We start from the raw sequence: 21,496 nt of genomic DNA, 5'->3' as shown, positions 1-21,496 counted from the left end.
CACCCACCCCTGCTCAGCCCCGGCTACAAGTCGACAGTGGCGCGGGCGCCGAGACATCCACTGACCCACCTGCCGCAGCGGCTGACCGAGGTCACCGGGCCGTTGCTGGGGGAGGGGCGCGTCGGCGCGCTCGACCACGACCTGACCCGCCAGCACGACGGTGAGCCGCAGGGACAGCGGATCATCGTGCACGGGCGGGTCCGCGACGGTGACGGCCGACCGGTTCCCCGCACGCTGGTCGAGATCTGGCAGGCCAACGCCGCCGGCCGGTACCGCGACGCACGCGACACCTGGCCGGCACCGCTCGACCCCCACTTCGAGGGGGTGGGTCGGGCGCTCACCGACGACCTGGGGCGGTACCGGTTCATCACCGTGCAGCCCGGCGCCTACCCCTGGCGTAACCACGACAACGCCTGGCGGCCGGCGCACATCCACTTCTCCCTCTTCGGCCGCGCGTTCACCCAGCGGCTGGTGACACAGATGTACTTCCCGGGCGACCCGCTCTTCTTCCAGGACCCGATCTTCAACTCGGTCCGCGACCCGAAGGCACGGGAACGGATGATCGCCCGGTACGACCACGCCACCACGGCACCGGAGTGGGCGCTGGCGTACGAGTTCGACATCGTGCTGCGTGGCCGGGAGAGCACCCCCTTCGAGGACGGGGACGACGATGAGTGAGCAGTTGGGCGTCATGCCCGCGCAGACCGTCGGGCCGTACCTGCACATCGGCCTGCGCTGGCCCGACGGCCCCTACGTCGTACCCGAGGGCACGCCGGGCGCGTTCTGGATCAGGGGTCGGGTCGTCGACGGCACCGGGACGCCGGTGGTGGACGCGATGGTGGAGAGCTGGCAGGCCGACCCGGACGGCCGGTTCGACCACCCGGACGACCCCCGGGGGGCCCGGTCGCCCGCGCTCGCGGGCTTTCGCGGATTCGGGCGGAGCGAGACCGACGGGCAGGGCTGGTACCGGTTGTTGACCGTCAAGCCGGGCTCGCTGCCCGACCCAGAGGGTGGTACCGAAGCCCCTCACCTGGCGCTGTCCGTCTTCGGGCGAGGGCTGTTGCACCGCCTCGTCACCCGGCTCTACTTTCCCGACGAGCCGGCGGCGAACGCCGCCGACCCCGTGCTGCGCAGCGTCGACGCCGAGCGCCGTGGCACCCTGCTGGCGAGACCCGCCGCGGACGGGTTCCGGTTCGACATCCACCTGCAGGGAGACCATGAGACCGTCTTCTTCGCCGTCTGACGGCCTGCTCGGCGGCCTCTCCGGCGCCCCGGACGTCGACGCGGAACTCAGCGACCCGGCAGTGCTCCAGGCGATGCTCGACGTGGAGGCCGCGCTCGCGCGGGCCGCGGCGGACACCGGCATCCTGCCCGCGTCGGCGGCCGAGGCGATCGCCGAGCAGTGCCGCGCCGAGCGGTACGACCCGGGGGCCCTCGGCCGGGCGGCCGACGCCACGGGCAACCCGGTCGTCCCGCTCCTCGGCGAGCTGACCGCCGCAGTGCCGGAGCAGGCCCGAGCCTGGGTGCATCTCGGCGCGACCAGCCAGGATGTGCTGGACAGCGCGCTGGCCCTGGTGGCGGTGCGGGCGCTCGGGCCGCTGCTGGCTCACCTCGACGCCGCCGTGGACGCCGTCGCCCAGCTGGCCGACGCCCACCGGGACACCGTGATGGTCGCCCGGACTCTCGGGCAGCAGGCGGCGCCCACCACGTTCGGGCTCAAGGCGGCCGGCTGGTTGACCGGTCTGGCCGAGGCCCGGGACCGACTGCATCAGGTCCGCGCCGCGCAGCCCGCGCAACTCGGTGGCGCGGTCGGCACCCTGGCCGCGTTCGGGCCGGTCGGTGCCGAGGTCGCCGAGCGGTTCGCGGCGCACCTGCGCCTCGCGCCGAGTCCGCTGCCCTGGCACACCCGTCGTCAGCCCTGGCTCGACCTGGCAGCCGCCCTCGGTGGGCTCCTCGTGGCCGCCGGCAAGGTCGCCCTCGACGTCGGCCTGCTCGCCCAGAACGAGATCGGCGAGGTCGCCGAGGGCGGTGTCGGACGAGGCGGCTCCTCGGCCATGCCGCACAAGCGCAACCCGGTGGACTCGATCCTCGTCACCGCCGCGACGCGACGCGGTCCCGGTCTCGTCGCCACCCTGTTCGCCGCGGCGGTGCAGGAGCACGAGCGGGCCGCCGGTGCCTGGCACGCCGAGTGGGAGCCGCTGCTCGACCTGCTGCACGTGGCCGGTGGCGCCGCCGCCCGGTGCGCCCGGATGCTGGCCGGGCTACAGGTTCGTCCAGAGCGGATGCGGGAGAACCTCGACGCGACCGGTGGCCTCCTGCTCGCCGAGGCCGTCGCCGCGCGGCTGACGCCCGCCGTCGGCCGCCGAGTCGCGCACGACCTGGTGACCCGCGCCGCCGCCGAACCGTCGTTCCGCGCCGCGCTGCTCACCGACCCCGAGGTCCGCGCCCACCTGTCCGAAACGGAGCTGGCCGAGGCGCTCGACCCGCACCGCTGGCTCGGTTCGGCCGACCGGTTCGTCGACAGTGCCCTGGCCGCCGTCCGGGGAGCGAGTGGATGATCACCCGGTTGCATCTCACCGTCGACGGCCCGGCCGCCGGGCCGGTACTGCTGCTCGGCAGCTCCCTCGGCACCGCCGCCGCGATGTGGGAACCCCAGGTCCCGGCGCTCGCCCAACGGTTCCGGGTCATCCGGTACGACCACCTCGGCCACGGCCGCTCGGCGGTGCCACCCGGGCCGTACACGCTGGACCTGCTGGGCCGGGAGCTGCTGCGGACGCTGGACGACCTCGACGTGCCGTGGGTCCACTACGCGGGGCTGTCCCTCGGCGGCATGGTGGGCATGTGGCTCGCCACGTACGCGCCCGACCGGGTGCGGCGGCTGGCCCTGCTCTGCACGTCGGCGTCGCTCGGCCCACCCGAGCAGTGGCGGGAACGAGCCGCGACGGTACGCGCCGACGGGCTGCCGACGATCGCCGGCGCGGTGGTGGCCCGCTGGTTCACCCCGGCCTTCGCCGCCGCACGGCCGGAGGTGGTCGCCACCCACCGCGCCCTGCTGACCGCGACGTCGCCGACCGGCTACGCCGCCTGCTGCGAGGCGATAGCCGCGATGGACCTCCGACCCGACCTCGGCCGGGTCACGGCGCCGACGCTGGTCATCGCCGGAGCGGACGACCTGGCCACCCCGGTGGCGCACGCCCGCGAGATCGTCGGGCGCATTCCACAGGCCCGGCTGGCAGTGGTCGACGCGGCGGCGCACCTGGCCAACGTCGAGCAACCCGAGCAGGTCTGCCGACTCCTGTTGGAACACTTCCACGAGGGACGTGGTGACAGATGAACGACCGCGAGCGGCACGAGGCGGGCATGACGGTACGTCGACAGGTGCTGGGTGACGCGCACGTGGACCGCGCGGTCGCCGGCACTGACGAGTTCACCGCCGACTTTCAGGACTTCATCACCCGCTACGCCTGGGGTGAGGTGTGGAGCCGGCCCGGCCTCGATCGACGTACCCGTAGTTGCATCACCCTCGCCGTGCTCGCCACCCTGCACCACGACGAGGAGTTGGCGATGCATGTCCGGGCCGCGCTGCGCAACGGGCTGAGCCCGCAGGAGGTGGCGGAGGTCCTGCTCCAGGTCGGCGTCTACGCTGGTGTACCGGCGGCGAACCGGGCGTTCAAGGTGGCCCGGGAGATCCTGCGGCAGGAGGCCGGGTGAGCGTGAGCGAGGAGGCGACGAGGTCGCCGGAGTTCGTTCAGTCGCTGGAGCGCGGCCTCGCGGTGATCCGGGCGTTCGACGGCGAACATCCGCAGCTCACGCTCAGCGAGGTGGCCAGACGGACCGGGCTGACCCGGGCCGCGGCGCGCCGGTTCCTGCTCACCCTTGTCGAGTTGGGCTACGTGCACACCGACGGCCGGCTCTTCTCGCTGCGGGCACGGATCCTCGAACTCGGCTACGCGTACCTGTCCAGCCTCAGCCTGCCCGAGGTCGCGCAACGGCACATGGAGGCGCTGGTCGCGCGGGTGCACGAGTCCTGCTCGGTGTCGGTGCTCGACGGCGACCAGGTGGTCTACGTCGCCCGGGTGCCCACCAAACGGATCATGACGGTGGGGATCAGCGTCGGCACCCGGTTCCCCGCGTACGCCACCTCCATGGGCCGGGTGCTGCTCGCCGCACAACCGGTGGACTGGTTGGACGACTACCTCGCCACGGCGCAGTTGCGACCACTGACCAGGCGCACCGTCACCGACCCGGCCAAGCTACGCGCCGTTCTGACGAAGATCGCCGCCCAGGGGTACGCGATCGTCGACCAGGAGTTGGAGGAGGGGCTGCGCTCCGTGGCCGCGCCGATCCACGGCGAGAACGGGTCGGTGATCGCGGCGGTGAACGTCTCCGCGCACGCCACCCGGGGGTCGTTCGAGATGATCCGCCGGGAGCTGCTCCCGCCGCTGCTGGCCGCCGCGAAGCGGATCGAGGAGGACATCCGGGGCGGTCTGAGCCGGTCACCGACGGCCGACGGGCTCGGGCTCAGCTCGGCTTAAGGGCCGGCGCGGTGGCGACCCGGGCCGGACGCCGCAGGTACCACTCGGCCACGGCCAGGTTGATCAACCAGCCGGCGACCACCAGCGCGGCCCGGACGTTCCCGTCGGGCTGTTCGCCGACCGCGATGAGGTACGGCGCGTGGGTGAACGCCTGGGTGCCGGCGCCGAGGCCGATCGCGTAACCGCGCACCATCCACCTTCGGTGCTGGGCGATGTCGCGGCGTCGCACGGCGGCGAGGCCGAGCAGGATCGAGCCGGCCATGGCCGAGCCGAAGACGAGCCGCATGCCGGCGAGGACGTCGTTGTCGTGGGCCGGAAGGTCGTACGCGACGGCCATCCACAGACCGGTGAACGCGACAGTCAGGCCACAGGGGACGAGCACCCGACCGGCACGGCGGTGCCAGCCGTGACGGCGCAGACGGGGTACGAACTGCAACGCGCCGAGGATCGTGTAGACCACCGCGCCGACGATGTGCAGCACCACCGGCAGCGGATCGGCGACGAAGCGAGCGTTCGCCGGGGTGACCTCCGGCCCGGTGCCCAACTCGGTGAGCCGTCCCGCTCCGGCGAGCATCGGGATCAGGCCCAGCAGGATCAACGCGGCCGGTAGCCGCCATTCGCGCATCGTCATGCCACCGATGGTGGATGCCGCACCCGCCTTGGCTCATCGGCACATGGGCCGCGATCCGGCCGGCCCATGGTCGGACGCCGCCGTCGTACTTCCGTCGGTCACCTGTGCCGCCGGCTGCGGTTGGTCTCGTACGCCCACATCGCCACCTCGACCCGGTTACGCACCCCCAGCTTGGTCATCAGGCTGGTGACGTGCGACTTGACAGTGCTCAACGTGATGTACAGCTCGTCGGCGATCTCCTGGTTGGTGCGTCCCCGCGCGACGGCTGCCAGGACCTGTTCCTCCCGGCCGGTGAGCGCCTCGATGGGCTGCTGGCGCGGGGCGGCCGGGTCCGCGTCGGCGAACGCCTTCAGCAGCCGGGTGGTGACGCTCGGCGCGATCAGCGCGTCCCCGTTGGCTGCGGCGTGCACGGCCTGGCTGAGCAGGTCAGGGCCGGCCTCCTTGAGCAGGAAGCCGCGGGCGCCGGCCCGCAGCGCCGCGTACACGTACTCGTCGAGGTCGAAGGTCGTGATGACGACCACCGCGAGCGGCTCCGGGACCGTCGGCCCGGCGAGTGCCCGGGTGGCCTCGATACCGTCCATGATCGGCATCCGGATGTCGAACAGGCACACGTCGGGGCGCAGCCGCCGGGCGAGCTCGACAGCCTGCCGACCGTCGCCGGCGCCACCTACCACCTCGATGCCGGGCTGCGTGTTCAGGATGATGGTGAGGCCGGTGCGGACGATCTCCTGGTCGTCCGCCACCAGCACGCGAACCGTCACGCGCCGATCCCCTGGCGCGGAAGCACGGCCGTGACGGTCCACCCACGGTCGGGGTTGGGGCCGGCCTCGCAGGTGCCGCCGAGCAGGTCGGCGCGCTCCCTCATGCCCACCAGGCCGAAACCGGGCGAGCCGGTCGGGCGGGAGGCGCCGCCCTCGCCGTCGTCGCTGACCCGCAGCCGCACCGAGGTGTCGTCGGCCGCGACGCTGACCTCGATGCGGGTGGCGTGGCGGGCGTGGCGACGGGCGTTGGTGACCGACTCCTGGGCCAGCCGGTAGAGCGCGGAACCGACAGTGGGCGCAAGGTCCCCGAGGTCGCCGCGCAGGTCCACGTCGACGCTCGGCCCGGTGCGGAACCGGCCGGCGAGCCGCCCGATGTCGGCGACCTGCGGGTTGGGCCCCAGGTCGGCGGGTTGGCCGCGGCGCAGGACGCGGACCATCGCGCGCATCTCGGCAAGCGCACGGGACGCCTCGGCCTCGATGGTGTGCAGCGCCTCGACGGCGGCGCCCGGCTGGCTCGCCGACGCGGCGATGCCGGCCTGGGCGCGGATCGCCATCGCCGACACGTGGTGGGCCACCGTGTCGTGCAGGTCACGGGCGAGCCGTTCCCGCTCCAACAGCTTCACCTGGTCGAGCTCGCGCAGCCGGGCGGCGGCGCGGAAGCGGACCGCGGCACCCAGCGTGGCGGCGGCGAACATCACCGCGAAGCCGGCGACCAGTTCGCCACCGTCGATCGAGCCCACCGCACCGGCGGCGGTCACCTTGGCCACCACGAAGAACGAACCGAGCACCGCATCCTGGCCGGAGCCCCAGCGGAACAGCGCGTAGACCAGGAGAACCAGGAAGCTCGCCGTGAACAGTTGACAGGGATCACCGGGCAGCACGAACGGGGCGACCGTCGTGCAGCCGAACGCGATCACCACCATCGCGAGCGGCCTCGTCCGCCGCCACCGGATGGTGGGCAGCAGCGCGAGCGCGACGACGACGCAGCCCACCCGCCACGGCAGGTCGGGGCGGAGGATCCCTTCCACCACCATCGCCGGCGCGAGGACTGCGATCACCGCCCAGTCGCGCCACGCCCGGGTCGGGGTGGGGGAGACCCGCGGTTCGGCCAACACCGCGTGCAGGCGAGGGTGCATGGGACTCATCGTACGAACGGTGGTGCGACTCCAGATCGTCCCAAAGTACGACCGGGCGCGCGGCCGGCCCCGGTTGCCAGCGGATCTCCACCGCGTTACGTTGAGACGCCATCGACGAACGTCTACATCGCTAGGTGCGGGGGCCGCATGTCCACGTCTGTCACTCGTCGTACCGTGCTGGCCGGTGGGGCCGGTGCCGCCATCGGCCTCGCCCTGCCCGGCTCCGCCGCCCACGCCGGTGGCCACCATCCCACCGGCGTGAGCTTCACCCTCGACGCGAGAACCCTCGACGGCGGCGAGCAGGTCACCTCGGTCACCCTCGACACCAGCCGGCTCGGGCCGATCGATCCGGCCGGGCTGACCCCCGGCACGTTCAGCGTGCACGCCAAGGCCACCAGCCCGATCCCGATCGCTCCCGGGGATCAGATCTTCAGCGAGTACGACCTGGACCGCACGGTGACCGAAGCCCGGCTCGACCGGCACGGGAACATCGTGCTGGAGCTCAGCCACGCCGAGGGCCAACCCGGCGGGGGCACCCTCGGCTACATCCTGAGCAGGGGCCGCAACGTCCAGTTGGACCTCGTCTACACCATCACGCAGAACACCCCGATCGTCCGGCGCCACGGCTCGCCGGTCACCATCAACCGCTTCGTGCAGGGCCGACTGTCGAACCCCGAGGTGGACGCCTTCAGTTACCACGCCTCGCGCTCCGGTCTGAAGTACCGGCTGTACTCTCCCGACCACTCGCCCCCGCACGGTCGACGGCCGCTGATCGTCTGGCTGCACGGCGGCGGCGAGGGCGCCTCGCTGCCCGACGACTACTACGACAACGAGACCACACTGCGCGCCAACCGGGGAGCGCTCGGCTTCGCCACCCCGCAGGCACAGCGGATCTTCTCCGGCGCGTACGTCGTCGCTCCGCAGAGCACCTCCTACTGGATCGAGGACGGCCCCCGGTTCGCCCCGCTGATCCGCGAGATCGTCCAGGATCTGGTGCGCCGCAAGCGGGTCGACCCGGACCGGATCTACGTGGTCGGTTGCAGCAACGGCGGCTACATGTCCCTGGAGATGACCGTCGCCTACCCCGACCTGTTCGCCGCCTCGGTGCCGATCTGCGGTGTCGTCGAGCCGCTCAGCGGGGAGGGCCCGCCGCTGATCACCGACGCGGAGTTGGCGGAGATTCGGACCCCGACCTGGTTGGTCACCTCGCGCGACGACGACACAGTGCCACCCGAGACCAACACGATCCACGCCCACGACCTCATCCCGGGATCACTGATCAGCCTGTACGACCACGTCGTCTGGGACGGCTACCAGTTCCCCGGTCACTGGTCCTGGATCTACGTGGCCCGCAACGACCCGAGTCTCAACGGCACCCACATCTGGCAGTGGATGGCCCGCCGTAGTCGGTGATCCGCGCCGAGGCGGAAGTTCGGCTCCGGGTCGGCCGTGGAGGTCGACCCGGAGCCGGTGACTGTCAGCTGACCCGGGTCAGGCGCCAGTTGTTCCGGGTGCTGCCGTTGTCGGCGTACTGGACGGCCTGGGCTCCCCAGGTGCTGGACCCGTTGAGGATGGCCAGCACCTTGCCGCTGTTGACGTTACGGATCCGGTAGGAACCGTCGCTGTTGGCCACCAGAGTCCAACGGTGGTCGGCGGTGCCGTTGTCGCTCCACTGCAGGACGCGGGCGTTGTCGGCGGTCGACATGTTCTCGACGCCGAGGACCTTGCCGCTGTTGACGTTGCGGAATCGGAACGCGCTGCCGTCGGTGATCCGGACCCAGTTGTGGTCGGCGGTGCCGCTGTCACCCCACACCACCGCCAGGCCGCCATCGGCTGTGGACATGTTCTGCACGCCAAGCACCAGGCCGGTGTCGACGTTCACCAACTTGTAGGTGTCCCCGGGGGTGGTGGCGCTCACGCTGGTCACGAAGGTCATCACGCTTCGGGCGGGCAGCGTGACGGTGAGCGAACCGTTCGACATGCTGAGCGCGCCCTGGGGCGCGACGGTCCTGCTCCCGTCGGTCAGCCAGTTCGAGACACTGCCGGACGCTGTGGCGTTGGACAGGGTGAACTGCTGGCTCACCGACGAGGTGTTCTTGTTGATGGCGACGATGACGACGGTGTCGCCACCTCGGTACGCCGAGACGTAGACGTTCGACGCGGGGTTCGCCGTCGCGTCGATCCGTACGTACCCGGGGCGGACGAACCTGGCGAAGTGCGCCATCATGGCACCGCGCTTGCTGATCTGGCCGTCCTCCCGCATGGGACCGTAACTGCGCCGGAGATACCACCAGACGTACGCCTGGAACTCCGCGTCCACCATGGCGCGGTGGACGTGTTCCCCCACGTCGAGCGCCTCGGGCCAGGCGTCACCCGAATTGGTGTTGCTGTTGGGGTAGTAGACCTCCGTCATCCAGAGTTCCTTGCCCGCGCCCTTCTGCTTGAAGAGTGGGTAGGGGAAGTTCGCGTACGACGTGCCGTAGAGGTGGGCGCCGATGACGTCCACGTTGGCGAGTGCCGCGGAGTCGTTGAGGATCGGGTCCGACACGGACTTCACGTACTGGAAGGACTCCGGTGCGATGACCCTGGTGCTGATCGAGCCGGCGTTCTCCCGCAGGAACCGGAGCATTTCCGTGGACGTCCACCACGTCCACTCGGCCGCGTAGTCCGGCTCGTTCTGCACCGATATGCCGTACAGGTTCACCCCGTTGTTGCGCATGTGGGCGGTGAAGTCGTTCAGGTGCGTGGCGTAGGCGCCGTACGAGCTGTATCGGAGCCGCCTCGCGTTGGTCTGGTTGCCGCGGGTGAAGGTCTCGATCATGCTGGCCGGCGGGTTCCACGGCGATGCGAAGACGGTGGCTCCGAGGGCAACAGCGCGCTGTGCCGTCGCCAGATCGCGGCTCCAGTCCGCCTGGTTCTCGTTGACGGGGATCCGCAGCAGGGAGAACCCCAGCCGGCCCTCACCGGTGCCGAATGCCGTGTCCCGCTGGGCGGCCGTCAGGTCGCCGATCCACGCGGCGTGGGCCATGGCACCGAAGCCTCGGATCGTCTGCCGCGTTGCCGACGGGTTGATGCTGGCCGGTGCGGCAACGGCTTCGGTGGCCCCCACGACCGTCGCTACCGCTGCGACCGGTACGGCTCCCATCGTCGTCAAAACGGTTCGCCGGGTCAGCACTTTCCGTTCGCCGGTCACCTGCTCATTCTGATCTTGCGTCATGTCTTGTCCTCCTGGGTGGTGGTGGTACGCGCACTCGCGGTCCCGTCGGCCCGGTCGGCACCGGTCTGCTGCGCTGTCACGGGGTTGCCAGTGGTCTCGACGACCGTTCCGGCCCTGATTGATCGCCGTGACTGTTAACGCTAACAGAGGCGCTAAGGCGTGTCGCCCCGATGGAACCGGTCGGCACGGATCACCGCTTGCGGCGTAGTTCCCGCAACACGCCGTGCCGGCGAACCGCCCACGCGAGACGCCGGACGCGCGGGTGCCACACGAACAGCACCGCCGCCCGGCGGATCAGGCCGAGCCGGTTGTCGCTCAGCTGGTTCTCGATCGCCTGCCAGATCAGCTCGCGCACCTTGGCGCTGGCCAGCACCGCCCGCACCTCACGCCGCACGGCGGGATCCTCCGCCGCCGAAGCGATGGCGGCAGCCTGACCCGGTCGGTCCGCCAGCGGCTCCACCGCCGCCGCGACGAGCGGCCTGCGCACCTCGTCCCGCTCCAGCAGCAGCAACACGGCTTCCCGAATTTCGACAGTGTCCAGGGCGGACCGCAGCAGGCTCAGCAGGCTGCGCTCCACCTCGTGGTCATGGTCCGGGACGGACAGTGTGGTCAGCAGCCCCGCGATCTCGTCGAGATCGACGACGTGTCGCACCCCGGAGCGGAACTCCGGCAGCTCCCACGCGACCCGGAGAGCCTTGACGAGATTGCGGTTCATGGACCATCCGCTACCCGCAAGCGACAGCCGACGAAACCCCACGACCGGCCAGGACCGAAGCGCCAACCACGATCCGGTGAAGAGCGGCCGCCCCAACCGGGCGGCCGCTCTTCACCGGGTCAACACCATGTCAGGGTCGAGTTGACCCTCGTGACGTTGCTGATCGTGTTGTTCGCCCCACCGCAGGGGCTCTGGGTGATGTTGGTGCCGCTGACCGTGAGGTTCTGGAACCGGATGCCGGAGGAGATCGGGAACTCGCTGCGTGCCGCGATCCGCACCTCGCCACCGCCCGTCACCGTCCCGGACACCCCGGCGATGATGACGTTGTAGCAGTTCTCCACCAGGATCGAGTTGTTCCCCGTGTTCGAGATCGTCACCCGGTCGATGACCGCGCCACCGGACTCGGAGACGCAGAAGATCCCCCGACCGCCGCCGGACGCGATCACGTTTCCGACCCGGATGTTGGTCGGGTACGAGTTACCCACCCGGCCGTTGCGGTTGGCCATCCGGAACGCCGCGTATCCGGTGCCCGTCCCGGCGCCCTGCGCGTCGACAGTGCCCACCGTGGCGTTGATCGTGTCGTTGAGCAGCAGGCCGGAGTCCCGGGTGTTCCGCGCCGTGACCGTGCCGATCGTCAGACCGTCCACGCCGTACGTCTCCACCCCGTGGGTACCGGTCCCCGACACGTACACGTTGTCGATGCGGATGTTGCGCACCTTGACCGCTCGGTCTCCACCGTGGTTGTCGATGCGGATTCCCAGGCCGGCCGAGAGTCGCATGTCGATCTGCCCGAGGGTCAGGTTGTTCACGTTGCGCATGAAGATCCCGTACAACGGTGAACCGGTCAGCGTGAGGTTCTGCACCTCGACGTCCGTGGTTCCCCGCGAGTACACCGGCGCCTGGTCGCCCGAGCCCGACCCGGTCACGTTGATCGTGCCGCACACGGCCAGGGTCGTGTACGACGGCAGCGACAACCGCGAGCCGGCGCTCATCGAGCCGGAACCACGCACCACCACCCGCTGCTTCGACGTACGACCCGCCGAGAGCGAGTTGACCGCCGCCTGCATCGCCGACAGCATGTCCGAACCCGAGTAGACAGTCGACGAGCCGTTGCGGGCCGTCCAGGTGCTCCCGCTCAGTACGGCCTCGGCGTTTGTCGACCCGCTGCCACAGCCGGTGGTCGGCGGTGTGCTGCCACCGCCCACCGCGACCAGCTGCCACTGCTGGTTCGTGCCGTTGAGGTCGGCGTACTGACTGATCCGGCCGCCGTCGGCGGTGGACCGCTCCCAGACCTCCAGCACCTTCGCCGAGTGGCGGTTGATCAGCCGGACGTAACCGCCGTCGGAGTCGAGGACCTGAAACTGCTGGTTGGCGCCGTTGAGATCGGACCACTGACGGAAGTCAGCGCCGTCGGCGGTGTTCCACTCCCAGAGGTCGACGACCTTGCCGCTGTGTCGAGCCTTGAGGCGGTAGTAGCCGCCGCCGGAGGAGACGAACTGGAACTGTTGCCACGCCCCGTCGTTACGGGACCACTGCTGGATCACCGCGCCGTCCGCCGTCGAGGTGTCCCGGACGTCGAGGACCTTGCCGCTGTGTCGATTGACCAGCACGTAGTAGGCGTTGGTGTCGATGTTCGCCGCCGCTGCCGGCGGTGCGCCGACCAGCACGGCACCGGCCGCGCCGACCAGCGTGGTGATCAGTGCGAGCACCAGGCCCGTACGCCGGCCGCGACGGACCGACGGTTTTCTCGTGATGGTGAAGGGCATCGCTCCTCCTGGCTGGACTGGCTCCGGGCTGGATTGGCTCCGGGCGAACCTGGATGGGGGTCGACGACCGCGGGCACCTCGACCGGTGGCCGACTACTCCAGGTGGAAGGTGGCCGAGGCGCGGTCGGCGCTCGAACTGACCGCCTCCACGTAGAGCAGTCCGCTGCGGTGGCGCACGTGGCGGCCCGGGTAGTTCTGCGACTCCAGGGAAATCCCGGAGCTGTCGGCGAGGCCGGACTGGCGACGGAAGCTCGCGTCGCCGCCGAAGAGGGCCGAGCCGTCGTTCTTCTCGACGTACAGGGCGAAGCCCCGGTGGCGCAGGTAGTACCCGGGGAAGTTGGTCGACTCCAGCGACACCGATCCGCCGCCGGCGAGGCCGGTGACGATGCGGAACTGGGAGTCGGCCAGGTTGGTCACGTTCGGCTCGATCCGGGCCCGGTAGTCGTAGTGCCGGATGTAGCTGCTGGCCTGATCATGTGACCGCAACCGCACCGGTGTGGCCCCGTCGGGCACCGGGATGCCGAAGTTGGGGGTGCCGTCGGCGTTCCAGTACACCTTCTGCAGGCGGGTGCGTCGGTTCGGGTCGTTGAGCGGATCGCCGGAGATGTCGCGGTAGTTCCGGTCGTGGTAGACGAGGATGTCGCTCTGCCCGTCCTCCGAGACCGTGAACGAGTTGTGGCCGGGGCCGTACTGGCTGGTGGCCGCGTTGCTGGCGAACACCGGGCTGGGGCTCTTGCTCCAGGAGGCGGCGTCGAGCAGGTTCGCGTTGGCGGAGGCGCTCAGCATCCCGAGGCAGTAGTTGGCGTCCGTGGCGCTGGCCGAGTAGGTCAGGAAGATCCGGCCGTTGCGTTGGATCACCGCCGGCCCCTCGGCAACCCGGTAGCCGCGGGTCTCCCAGTCGTACGTCGGCACGACGAGCCGAGTCACGGTGCCGGTGATCTGCCATGGGTTGGCACCCATCCGGGCGAGGTAGACGTTGGAGTTGTTTCCGATCGCCGGCTCCTGTTGTGCCCAGGTCAGGTAGCGCACCCCGTTGGCGACGAAGGTCGAGGCGTCCAGGCTGAAGGTGTCCCAGGGTGTGGTGATCCGGCCGCGTTCGGTCCAGGAACCGGTCAACGGGTTGGCGTTGGCGTTCTCCAGCACGTACATCCGGATCCGCCACACGTCATCGGTGCGGCCCGCGGCGAAGTAGACGTACCACCGGTTGTTGATGAAGTGGATTTCTGGCGCCCAGATGTGGGCGCCCATTTCTCCGCTGGTGTGGCGGCTCCAGATCGTGGTCTCCGTCGCCGTCGCCAACCCCTGCAGGGTGGTCGCCCGGCGCAGCACGATCCGGTCGTACTGCGGGACCGTCGCGGTCATGTAGTAGTAGCCGTCGGTGTGCCGGAAGATGTGCGGGTCGGCGCGCTGGTTCGCCAACGGGTTCGTGTAGTTGACGGCCGGTGCGGCGTGCGCCGGCCCGGCCACGGGCAGGCCGGCCGACACGGCGAGCACCACCAACACCGCGGCCAGCACCGACCGCAGACGCCGGCGGCCGCCGCGGCCGGCGGGCCCCCGGCGGGCGGCGCGGCGGGTGGGCGGGTCGGTAGGAGCGAGTGGCAGCGGCATCTGTCCTCCGCGAGCTCGGGAACGGCCGTTGACCAGCACGGACAACCGTTCCGTGCGGCCGTGGCCGATTCGGTCGACGTCACGCAGCGGTGTCGGGAACGCCTGGGGGAGAAGCCCCGAAAAGGCTGGGAATGTGACGCTGGCGTTGCGTGCAGGTGGCGGACTTATGTTGGCGTTAACATCGATACATGTCAAGGCATGGTGGCGGCCCGCCTGGCGGCGGCACCGGCCATCCGCGTACCTGGGGGTAGTGTCCTCGGCGTGCTGCGACGGTGGATGCTGGCGATCCTGATGGTGGTGTGCGGCGTGCTGGTGGCGGCGGCGCAACTGACCGCCGGTCTGCCCGTCGTCGGCGGCGTCGAGTTGCTGGTCTTCCTGGTGTTCGCGCTGCTGCTGTCACCGTGGGCCTTTCCCCGCCCGGTGAGCGCCGCCGAAGCGCAGCGGGCCAGCGCGGTGGACGGCCGACCGATCGTGTACTGGCGTCCCGGCTGTCGCTACTGTCTCCAGCTGCGGTTCTCGCTCGGCCGGCTCGCCCGGCGGGCGCACTGGGTGGACATCTGGCGTGACCCGGCCGCTGCTGCCGCCGTCCGGGCGGTAGCCGGCGGCAACGAGACAGTGCCGACCGTCGTGCTCGGCGACCGGGCTGTGGTGAACCCCGACCGGGCCTGGTTCCGCGAGCAGCTCCGCTCGTCCTGACCCGGCGACACCCTCACCTCACGAGGTCACCGGCGAGGTGCACAGCGAGCTTGCGGCGCAGCACCGCGATGTCACTCGTCGGATCGCCGTCCACGATCAACAGGTCGGCCTCGAACCCGGGGCGGACCCGGCCCTTGCATCGCCCCAGACCACACCTCGGCGCCGACCGGGGTGGCCGCGGCGAGGGCGACGGTGGCGGGAATGCCGCAGCCCACGTACCTGGAGGCGTGCGCGACGACGGCCGTCGAGTTTGACCAGTGGGACTTTCAGCTGGCGATCGCACCGGTCCGCTTCGCCGGCACGTCCGGCAGCCCGGTCAGCCCGATCGCCACGTTCTGACCACGCGCGCGGCGTCTGCCGCCGCATCGGTGGTCGGCCACAGATACAGCAATGGCGGCCATCGCGCCCGCGTAGGGCCCCCGGTCCGAAGCCCGTACTGCATAATGCTGTTATAGATAGAAGGACATGGATACTTGGCAGGGCTGTGGCCGCGCTGCGACGCGGTCGGAGCGACCGGCCGGGCCGGTAGCCGCGGGGCGGTGCCGGGTCAGGTTTTGAGAGGGCTACCACCATGACCATGTCACGCCGGGAACACGTACCCGTCCGGGTGCGGCCGGTCCTCGCCGCCGCCGTTTCCGTCCTCGTCGTGGGGGTGCTCGCCGCCGCCGGTCCGGCCAACGCCGCCGATCCGCCGCACCGGGCGGCCAATCCCTATGTCGGAGCCCAGGTCTACGTCAATCCCGAGTGGGTCGATCACGCCACCGCGGAGCCCGGCGGCGACGCGGTCGCCGGACAGCCGACAGCGGTCTGGCTGGACCGCATCGCCAGGATCGAGGGAGACGACGGGAGGATGGGCCTGCGCGAGCACCTGGACGCCGCCGTTTCACAGCACGCCGACCTCGTCCAGTTGACCCTGTACAACCTGCCGGGCCGCGACTGCGGCCGGCAGGCCCCGCAGGGTGAGCTGTCAATCGGGGACCTCGCCCGGTACCGGGCGGAGTTCGTCGATCGGATCGTCGAGATCCTCGCCACTCCCGACTACGCCGACCTGCGGATCGTCGTCTTCGTCGAGCCGAACTCGCTGCCGGACCTTGTCGTCAACACCGGCAACCGGTACGCGGCCACAGCGGCCTGTGAGGAGGCGCTGGCGCGCGGCACCTACCAGCACGGGATCGGGTACGCCCTGGCCCGGCTCGGCACCGTACCCAATGTCTACTCGTATCTCGACATCAGTCACCACGCCGAAGTCGGCTGGCCGGAGGACTCCGGTCCGCTGACGGCGCTGCTGTCGCAGGCCGCGACCACCGCCGGCAGCACGCTGGCCGACGTTCATGGTTTCGTCGCCAACACCGCCAACTACTCCGTCCTGCACGAGGAGTACTTCCGCTCCGACGATGTCATCAACGGCCAACCGGTGTACCAGTCCAAGTGGGTCGACTGGAACCCGTTCATCGACGAGGTGCCCTACGTGCGACACCTGCGGGGTCTGTTGACCGAGGCGGGCTTCTCCCCGAGCGCGGGCGTGGTCGTCGACACCTCACGCAACGGCTGGGGCGGCCCGAGCCGACCCACCGGCCCGGCGCCCTCGAGCGATGTGAACCGTTACGTCGACGGCAGCCGGATCGACCGGCGGGCAGCGATCGGGAACTGGTGCAACCAGAGGGGCGCCGGCCTCGGCCAGCGTCCAGTCGCCGAGCCGGAACCAGGCATCGACGCCTACGTCTGGGTCAAGCCGCCCGGCGAGTCCGATGGCGCCAGCGGCAGCCCGAACGTCGGCCAACCGTACGAGCCGTTGTGCGACCCGAACTACCTGCCGCCTCGCGGCAGGATCTCTTCGCCGTACCCGCGGGCGGTGCGGGGCTGGCGACTGTCGCCTCAAGGAATGCTCAAATTCGATCGACGTCAGCCGCTGAAGCCGCGAACGCACATAGGCTCACCGGACCGGTCCGCCGGCAATCACCCGTCGTAGGCAGAAGGAGGGGGAATGCGGCGATCACAACGGCGCATCGCGCTACTCGCGCTGTCCACCCTGGTGGGCAGCATCCTCGTGACGACCGGCCCTGCGGGCGCGGATCCCACAGGATCGTCAGCCGCCACCAGCCGATCCCAGCCTGAGGATCGTGAGTCGGTACGCCTCGTGCACATCAGGCTGACCGGTGCCGACATGCTGGACAAGGTGGCCGCGGCCGGCTTCGACCTCGAACACGGCCTCCGGCGCGTGCCGAACGGCATCGAGGGCGAAGCGGTGGTGACCGCCGAGCAGGTCACCGAACTCACGGCGATGGGCGTCGAGCTGCTCGGCGACGACGCGGGCTTTTCCTGGAGCAACGAGGCCGACGGTGGCCTTGGCATCGATGCGGCCAGCGCGCGGGCGGCCCAGCCGGCGAACCACGACGCGACGGTACGCGTCGTCCGCGCCGACTGGTTCACCACAAAGGGTCAGGGCTTCCTCTACGTCGAGGCGCGGACCACCGAGGGGCAGCAGGCGGACCCGATCGTCGGGATGCAGCTGGAGAACGACTCTGGGAAGGGCACGCCGTTCGGCTTCGCCCGGACGATGAGCCGGTTCGTCGACTCGGGGCAGTACATGTTCCACCGGAACCTCTTCAAACTCGACGTACGCCCCAACAAGATCAAGCTGACGAGTTCCACCGGTGGCGTCGCGACCGGCGCCGTCTCCAACTGGCTCGAGGACGCCCCGCCGCCGCTGACGGCGAACCCGTCCTACAAATCGGACTTCGTGGACGGCTACCGGCACCCGCAGCAGCTCTACAGCCGTGCCAAGGAGATCGCCCGTCAGTACCCGGACATCGCCGAGATCGTCTACCTGCCGAACCAGACGAACGGGTACCAACGCAAGGCGCAGGCCCAGATCGGCGGTACGGGGCAGGCGGCTGTCGTCGTCACCTCAGCGGCGTGGGGTCACCAGGGCGGCAACGACATCACTGTGGACTTCGTGGACCGGCCGGAGGTGAATCTCCCGCTGTCGGTGGAGGTCACCGGCAAGGCGGTCCGTGTCCTGCTCGCCACGGACGCCTCGGGTGCGCCGACGAGCACGGCCGCAGAGGTGGCCGAGGCGCTGCGGACCCGCTCAGCGGGGCTCATCGACCGGGCGCACCCGTACCGCACCAACGAGGGCACCGGCATCGTCGCTCCGACGGCCGGCCCGGTCGCGCTGACCGACTTCCTCGACCAGAAGCGCGTCGGAGCACCGGAGGGCGAGGTGCCGCGCGGCCCCGCGACGATCCCGGTCCTGCGGATCGGCAAGCACCGTGACGGTAGGAAGCCCGGCGTCCTCATCCAGGCGCAGGACCACGCCCGCGAGTGGGTGCCGGCGACGACCAGCCTGGAGTCGGCCGAACGTCTGGTGCACAACTACCGGTCCGACCGGGAGACGAAGAAGATTGTCGAGAACACCGATGTCTTCTTCATCCTGTCCAACAACCCCGACGGGGCGAACTACAGCTTCTACAACTTCGCCTCGCAGCGTAAGAACATGACGAACCACTGCCCGGACGTGAGCGCCGATCCGGCGCAGCGGAACTCCTGGGGCGTCGACCTGAACCGTAACTACCGGGTCGGGTCGGGCCACGACGGCTACGCGGGAGGGTCGACCAACTGCGTCAGTGGCACCTACCAGGGGCCGGAGGAGCTGTCCGAGCCCGAGTCGAAGAACATCATCTGGCTGGTCGAGAAGTACAAGAACATCAAGTTCATGATGTCGGTGCACTCCAACGGCGGCCAGCTCTTCTGGCAGCCCGGCGCCTACATCGCGGACGGCCGGATCACCACGCCGCGCCCGCCGCTGGGTGACGAGGCGTTCTACTGGCAGTCCGCCGCCAGGATCCTGTCGCAGGTCAAGGCGCACCGGGAAACCGTCGTCACGCCGGAGAACGTCGGCGGCTCGTCCGACGTCCTCTACTCCTCGGCGGGCAACGTACGCGAGGACCTGTACCACACCTACGGGATCTACGCGTTCGGCTGGGAGGTCGGCGGCTCCGTCTACAACCCGGCCACCGGCGACTGGCAGGGCGGTTCGTTCCAACCGGCGTGGGACGGCAACCCCGAGCTCGTCAGCGGCCACGCCGAGACGATGGAGTACGCCAACGGAATCATGGAGATGTTCCGGGTCGCTGCGGACTGGGGCAGGGACAAGAAGAACCCGACGTCCCAGTTGGTGCCGGGCGCGGGACGCTACTCCGGGCCTGTCGACGTGCACTTCGAGACCAGCGAGCCGGCCACCATCTACTACACGACCGACGGCAGCCGGCCCACGCTCGAGTCGCCCCGCTACGCGGCGACAGAGTTCCGTGAGCCGGGGCAGGTATTCCACGTGACCGAGACGACGACGTTCCGTTGGTTCTCGGTCGACAGCGCTGGCAACATCGAGAAGAACTACGACCCGACGAAGAACGACAGGCGCAACAACTACCGCAGCGCGACGATCAGGATCGCCAAGCGGTAACGCTCTGCGACGACAGTTGCCCCGTCGGTGCGGACCACCCGCGCCGACGGGGCAACTTCTGCACGAACAGGGCGCGGCGGTCAGCCGCGTCGGCCTGCCCACAACGGGCGTCTGGGCGGGTCAATCCCTCGCACCTGGGCCGGGTCGCCTCAGGCGCGGTGCGCCGCCACGTTGATGATGTTGCCGTCCGGAGCGCGGACGAAGAACCTGCGCACGCCCCACGGCTCGGTGGTCAGCGGGTGCACGATCTCGTAGCCGAGCCGCTGTGCCTCGGCACAGGCACCGTCCACGTCATCCACCTGCACGCTGATGACCGAGTCCTCGGGCGCGGTCGCGTCGCCGGAGACGAGCTGCACAGCCACGTCGGGGTCGGAGGAGGTGTACCGGGCCACCCAACCCAGGTTGAACGCCTCAGTGCTCAAGCCGAGAAAGTCGGTGTAGAAGCCCTTCGCGGCGCTGACGTCAGCCACCGGAAGGTTGGGCAGAATGCGGATGACGCGCATGGGGACCTCCAGCTCAGGGGATCGATGCCCCCTGATTATGCCGACCGTCAGGCCCTGATCCGCTCGGCGACCCGTACCGCGACGGCCTTGAGCTGATCGGCGCTGAGCGGCGGCTCCGGCTGTGCGGCGACGGCCTGCTCGTCGACCCCCACCAGGTTGCTGACGCTCGCGCTGAGCGCCCGGTTGCCGGGCAGTTGGATCGAGACGATGTGCTGCACGCTTGCGGTCCGCTTCCCGGTCAGCGTCTCGGTCTTCATCCGGAGGCCGCCGGGGGTCGTCCCGGCCAGACAGACGCGGTGGTAGCGGTTGTCTCCCGCGCCCTCCGGCAGCTCGCACGGCCAGTGGAACCCTGCGGGCCCCTCGGGTGCCGAGGGAGCGACCGGCTGGCCGGTCGGTGCCGGTTCGAGGACGTCGGGGGAGATCGACACTCCCAACGGACCCTTCCGGCCCTGATACGACAGACCGGATCCGCCACCGACCATGTCGTCCCGGCCGCTGTGGGTGAACACGGGCGGTCGCCCGTCCGGCTGGCGGTCCTCGCCCACGTGGTCGGGGATCCAGAACCACGTCGACCCGGGCGCCACCGCACGCAGCGCGGCGTCGAACTCCGCGCCGAGGCGCTTCGCGCTGGCCTCGGCGCTCTCGTCGGTGTCGAAGACCAGCCGGAACCCGGCGTCGGCGGCCGTGGGGGAGGGCGCGGCCAGCGGCCGGTCGGGCTCCTGTTCGTGTACGGCGACACCGACGCCGACCGCCACCGCCAGGACAGCGGCCAGCGGGCCGCCGACCAGCCGGGCGCGGCTCGCGCGCCGCTCACGCCGGACGATGCCCGCCACGTCCACCCGGGGCGGCGGTGGCGTCCCGATCAACTCGTCGAACAACTGGTGACCCATCTGCTGCCTCTTCCTCAGGACTGGCCGGTGACGACGGCGCGCAGGTTCGCCAACCCGCGTGCCGATTGACTCTTGACGGTGCCGGTGGAGATGCCGAGGATCTGCGCGGTCTCCGCGACAGAGCAGTCCAGGTAGTAGCGGAGCACGAGCACCGCCCGCTGCTTAGGGCCGAGGGAACGCAGCAACACGGCGAGTCCTTCGCGGTCGGTGACTGTCTCCGGATCCGTCGCGGCCACGTCCGGCAGCGCCGCGCTCGCCTGTTCGCGCCGCTTCCAGGGCCGGCGCCGCTCGTCGAGCCAGGCGCGGGTCAGGACCCGCTGGGCGTACGCGTCACGGTTGTCCGCCCGACCCGCAGTGCGCCAGTTCCGGTAGAGCTTCGCCACGGTCACCGACACGACGTCGTCGGCGGTGTGCCAGTCCTGGCAGAGCAGGAACGCGCTGCGTCGCCAGCGATCCATTCGGCCCGCGACAAAGTCGTGGAAGTCGGTCTCGTCGGCCCGCCTCACCGGGATCTGTCCCTTCCGGCGACCAGCACGGGTCTGTTCTCTGCGCTGACTCTCACGGCCGTACGAC

At 70.3% G+C, this 21,496-nt stretch carries 21 protein-coding genes; 11 read left to right on the top strand and 10 right to left on the bottom strand.

Features of this window, described 5'->3' with window-relative positions; genetic code table 11:
* From pcaH to DLJ59_RS24045, 6 genes are all read left to right on the top strand, one after another.
* Window positions 1–678, top strand: a 678-nt coding sequence (gene pcaH, locus DLJ59_RS24070; RefSeq protein ID WP_124774875.1) for a protocatechuate 3,4-dioxygenase subunit beta, incomplete at its 5' end; no start/stop codon positions are given.
* Window positions 671–1,243 carry a protocatechuate 3,4-dioxygenase subunit alpha gene (gene pcaG / locus DLJ59_RS24065; protein WP_124774874.1) on the top strand — a complete coding sequence of 191 codons (573 nt, stop codon included), beginning with the start codon at window positions 671–673 and terminating at the stop codon, window positions 1,241–1,243. The genes pcaH and pcaG, both read left to right, overlap by 8 nt.
* Window positions 1,218–2,558, top strand: a complete 1,341-nt coding sequence (pcaB, locus tag DLJ59_RS24060) for a 3-carboxy-cis,cis-muconate cycloisomerase (protein ID WP_124774873.1) — start codon at window positions 1,218–1,220, stop codon at window positions 2,556–2,558. Before pcaG ends, pcaB begins: the two co-directional genes overlap by 26 nt.
* Window positions 2,555–3,334, top strand: coding sequence for a 3-oxoadipate enol-lactonase (gene pcaD / locus DLJ59_RS24055; protein ID WP_124774872.1), 780 nt, complete (start codon window positions 2,555–2,557; stop codon window positions 3,332–3,334). Before pcaB ends, pcaD begins: the two co-directional genes overlap by 4 nt.
* Window positions 3,331–3,711: a 4-carboxymuconolactone decarboxylase gene (pcaC, locus tag DLJ59_RS24050; RefSeq protein ID WP_124774871.1), complete on the top strand. Its 381-nt coding sequence runs from the start codon at window positions 3,331–3,333 to the stop codon at window positions 3,709–3,711. Before pcaD ends, pcaC begins: the two co-directional genes overlap by 4 nt.
* A complete protein-coding gene (locus DLJ59_RS24045; RefSeq protein ID WP_244236196.1) occupies window positions 3,708–4,535 on the top strand; it encodes an IclR family transcriptional regulator in 828 nt (275 codons plus the stop codon). Before pcaC ends, DLJ59_RS24045 begins: the two co-directional genes overlap by 4 nt.
* Here the strand turns inward: DLJ59_RS24045 and DLJ59_RS24040 are convergent.
* The 3 genes from DLJ59_RS24040 to DLJ59_RS24030 all read right to left on the bottom strand — a co-directional run bounded on the left by DLJ59_RS24040 (window position 4,522) and on the right by DLJ59_RS24030 (window position 7,063).
* Window positions 4,522–5,166, bottom strand: coding sequence for a DUF2306 domain-containing protein (locus DLJ59_RS24040; RefSeq protein ID WP_124774870.1), 645 nt, complete (start codon window positions 5,164–5,166; stop codon window positions 4,522–4,524). The genes DLJ59_RS24045 and DLJ59_RS24040 overlap by 14 nt on opposite strands.
* A gap of 98 nt (window positions 5,167–5,264) precedes the next feature.
* Window positions 5,265–5,927, bottom strand: a complete 663-nt coding sequence (locus tag DLJ59_RS24035) for a response regulator (RefSeq protein ID WP_124774869.1) — start codon at window positions 5,925–5,927, stop codon at window positions 5,265–5,267.
* The gene (locus DLJ59_RS24030) at window positions 5,924–7,063 is read right to left on the bottom strand and encodes a sensor histidine kinase (protein ID WP_124774868.1); all 1,140 of its coding nucleotides are present in this window, start codon (window positions 7,061–7,063) and stop codon (window positions 5,924–5,926) included. The genes DLJ59_RS24035 and DLJ59_RS24030 overlap by 4 nt, the downstream gene beginning before the upstream one ends.
* Before the next feature lie 147 nt (window positions 7,064–7,210).
* Here DLJ59_RS24030 and DLJ59_RS24025 point away from each other — a divergent pair, with 147 nt between their 5' ends.
* Complete coding sequence (locus DLJ59_RS24025) at window positions 7,211–8,476, top strand: prolyl oligopeptidase family serine peptidase (protein WP_124774867.1); 1,266 nt, start codon at window positions 7,211–7,213, stop codon at window positions 8,474–8,476.
* Window positions 8,477–8,540: 64 nt separating this feature from the next.
* On the opposite strand, the gene xynC is transcribed toward DLJ59_RS24025, so the two are convergent.
* The 4 genes from xynC to DLJ59_RS24005 form a co-directional block, all read right to left on the bottom strand.
* Window positions 8,541–10,280: a glucuronoarabinoxylan endo-1,4-beta-xylanase XynC gene (gene xynC / locus DLJ59_RS38335; protein WP_124774866.1), complete on the bottom strand. Its 1,740-nt coding sequence runs from the start codon at window positions 10,278–10,280 to the stop codon at window positions 8,541–8,543.
* A 190-nt stretch (window positions 10,281–10,470) separates the two neighbouring features.
* Window positions 10,471–10,995, bottom strand: coding sequence for a hypothetical protein (locus tag DLJ59_RS24015; protein ID WP_124774865.1), 525 nt, complete (start codon window positions 10,993–10,995; stop codon window positions 10,471–10,473).
* A gap of 119 nt (window positions 10,996–11,114) precedes the next feature.
* Window positions 11,115–12,761: an RICIN domain-containing protein gene (locus tag DLJ59_RS24010; RefSeq protein ID WP_124774864.1), complete on the bottom strand. Its 1,647-nt coding sequence runs from the start codon at window positions 12,759–12,761 to the stop codon at window positions 11,115–11,117.
* A gap of 93 nt (window positions 12,762–12,854) precedes the next feature.
* The gene (locus DLJ59_RS24005; RefSeq protein ID WP_124774863.1) at window positions 12,855–14,369 is read right to left on the bottom strand and encodes a family 43 glycosylhydrolase; all 1,515 of its coding nucleotides are present in this window, start codon (window positions 14,367–14,369) and stop codon (window positions 12,855–12,857) included.
* 261 nt (window positions 14,370–14,630) lie between these two features.
* On the opposite strand from DLJ59_RS24005, the gene DLJ59_RS24000 reads away from it, so the two are divergent.
* From DLJ59_RS24000 to DLJ59_RS23980, 4 genes are all read left to right on the top strand, one after another.
* A complete protein-coding gene (locus DLJ59_RS24000) occupies window positions 14,631–15,065 on the top strand; it encodes a glutaredoxin domain-containing protein (protein ID WP_124774862.1) in 435 nt (144 codons plus the stop codon).
* 201 nt (window positions 15,066–15,266) lie between these two features.
* Window positions 15,267–15,404: a hypothetical protein gene (locus DLJ59_RS23990; RefSeq protein ID WP_244236195.1), complete on the top strand. Its 138-nt coding sequence runs from the start codon at window positions 15,267–15,269 to the stop codon at window positions 15,402–15,404.
* A 232-nt stretch (window positions 15,405–15,636) separates the two neighbouring features.
* Window positions 15,637–17,034, top strand: coding sequence for a glycoside hydrolase family 6 protein (locus DLJ59_RS23985; RefSeq protein WP_124774861.1), 1,398 nt, complete (start codon window positions 15,637–15,639; stop codon window positions 17,032–17,034).
* 15 nt (window positions 17,035–17,049) lie between these two features.
* Window positions 17,050–19,530, top strand: a complete 2,481-nt coding sequence (locus DLJ59_RS23980; RefSeq protein ID WP_124774860.1) for a M14 family zinc carboxypeptidase — start codon at window positions 17,050–17,052, stop codon at window positions 19,528–19,530.
* Window positions 19,531–19,679: 149 nt separating this feature from the next.
* Here the strand turns inward: DLJ59_RS23980 and DLJ59_RS23975 are convergent, their stop codons facing one another.
* Genes DLJ59_RS23975 through DLJ59_RS23965 form a run of 3 tightly spaced genes read right to left on the bottom strand, consistent with a single transcriptional unit; the run spans window position 19,680 to window position 21,429 of the window.
* Window positions 19,680–20,033 carry a VOC family protein gene (locus tag DLJ59_RS23975; RefSeq protein ID WP_124774859.1) on the bottom strand — a complete coding sequence of 118 codons (354 nt, stop codon included), beginning with the start codon at window positions 20,031–20,033 and terminating at the stop codon, window positions 19,680–19,682.
* A 47-nt stretch (window positions 20,034–20,080) separates the two neighbouring features.
* Window positions 20,081–20,923: a hypothetical protein gene (locus tag DLJ59_RS23970; protein ID WP_124774858.1), complete on the bottom strand. Its 843-nt coding sequence runs from the start codon at window positions 20,921–20,923 to the stop codon at window positions 20,081–20,083.
* A gap of 14 nt (window positions 20,924–20,937) precedes the next feature.
* Window positions 20,938–21,429 (bottom strand): sigma-70 family RNA polymerase sigma factor, encoded by a 492-nt coding sequence (locus tag DLJ59_RS23965; protein ID WP_244236194.1) that lies wholly within the window; start codon window positions 21,427–21,429, stop codon window positions 20,938–20,940.
* Window positions 21,430–21,496: the final 67 nt, after the last annotated feature.

The organism is Micromonospora inaquosa, from assembly GCF_003857055.1.
Lineage (GTDB): Bacteria > Actinomycetota > Actinomycetes > Mycobacteriales > Micromonosporaceae > Micromonospora > Micromonospora inaquosa.
This window is presented reverse-complemented; position numbering and strand designations above follow the sequence as displayed.

Coding starts and splice junctions, on each gene's coding strand:
- DLJ59_RS23970 (WP_124774858.1), bottom strand. CDS start 20,923: ATGGGTCACCAGTTGTTCGACGAGTTGATCGGGACGCCACCGCCGCCC.
- DLJ59_RS24010 (WP_124774864.1), bottom strand. CDS start 12,761: ATGCCCTTCACCATCACGAGAAAACCGTCGGTCCGTCGCGGCCGGCGT.
- DLJ59_RS24030 (WP_124774868.1), bottom strand. CDS start 7,063: ATGCACCCTCGCCTGCACGCGGTGTTGGCCGAACCGCGGGTCTCCCCC.
- DLJ59_RS23990 (WP_244236195.1), top strand. CDS start 15,267: ATGCCGCAGCCCACGTACCTGGAGGCGTGCGCGACGACGGCCGTCGAG.
- DLJ59_RS23975 (WP_124774859.1), bottom strand. CDS start 20,033: ATGCGCGTCATCCGCATTCTGCCCAACCTTCCGGTGGCTGACGTCAGC.
- pcaG (WP_124774874.1), top strand. CDS start 671: ATGAGTGAGCAGTTGGGCGTCATGCCCGCGCAGACCGTCGGGCCGTAC.
- DLJ59_RS24025 (WP_124774867.1), top strand. CDS start 7,211: ATGTCCACGTCTGTCACTCGTCGTACCGTGCTGGCCGGTGGGGCCGGT.
- DLJ59_RS23985 (WP_124774861.1), top strand. CDS start 15,637: ATGACCATGTCACGCCGGGAACACGTACCCGTCCGGGTGCGGCCGGTC.
- DLJ59_RS23980 (WP_124774860.1), top strand. CDS start 17,050: ATGCGGCGATCACAACGGCGCATCGCGCTACTCGCGCTGTCCACCCTG.
- pcaC (WP_124774871.1), top strand. CDS start 3,331: ATGAACGACCGCGAGCGGCACGAGGCGGGCATGACGGTACGTCGACAG.
- DLJ59_RS24040 (WP_124774870.1), bottom strand. CDS start 5,166: ATGACGATGCGCGAATGGCGGCTACCGGCCGCGTTGATCCTGCTGGGC.
- DLJ59_RS24005 (WP_124774863.1), bottom strand. CDS start 14,369: ATGCCGCTGCCACTCGCTCCTACCGACCCGCCCACCCGCCGCGCCGCC.
- xynC (WP_124774866.1), bottom strand. CDS start 10,280: ATGACGCAAGATCAGAATGAGCAGGTGACCGGCGAACGGAAAGTGCTG.
- DLJ59_RS24015 (WP_124774865.1), bottom strand. CDS start 10,995: ATGAACCGCAATCTCGTCAAGGCTCTCCGGGTCGCGTGGGAGCTGCCG.
- pcaB (WP_124774873.1), top strand. CDS start 1,218: ATGAGACCGTCTTCTTCGCCGTCTGACGGCCTGCTCGGCGGCCTCTCC.
- pcaD (WP_124774872.1), top strand. CDS start 2,555: ATGATCACCCGGTTGCATCTCACCGTCGACGGCCCGGCCGCCGGGCCG.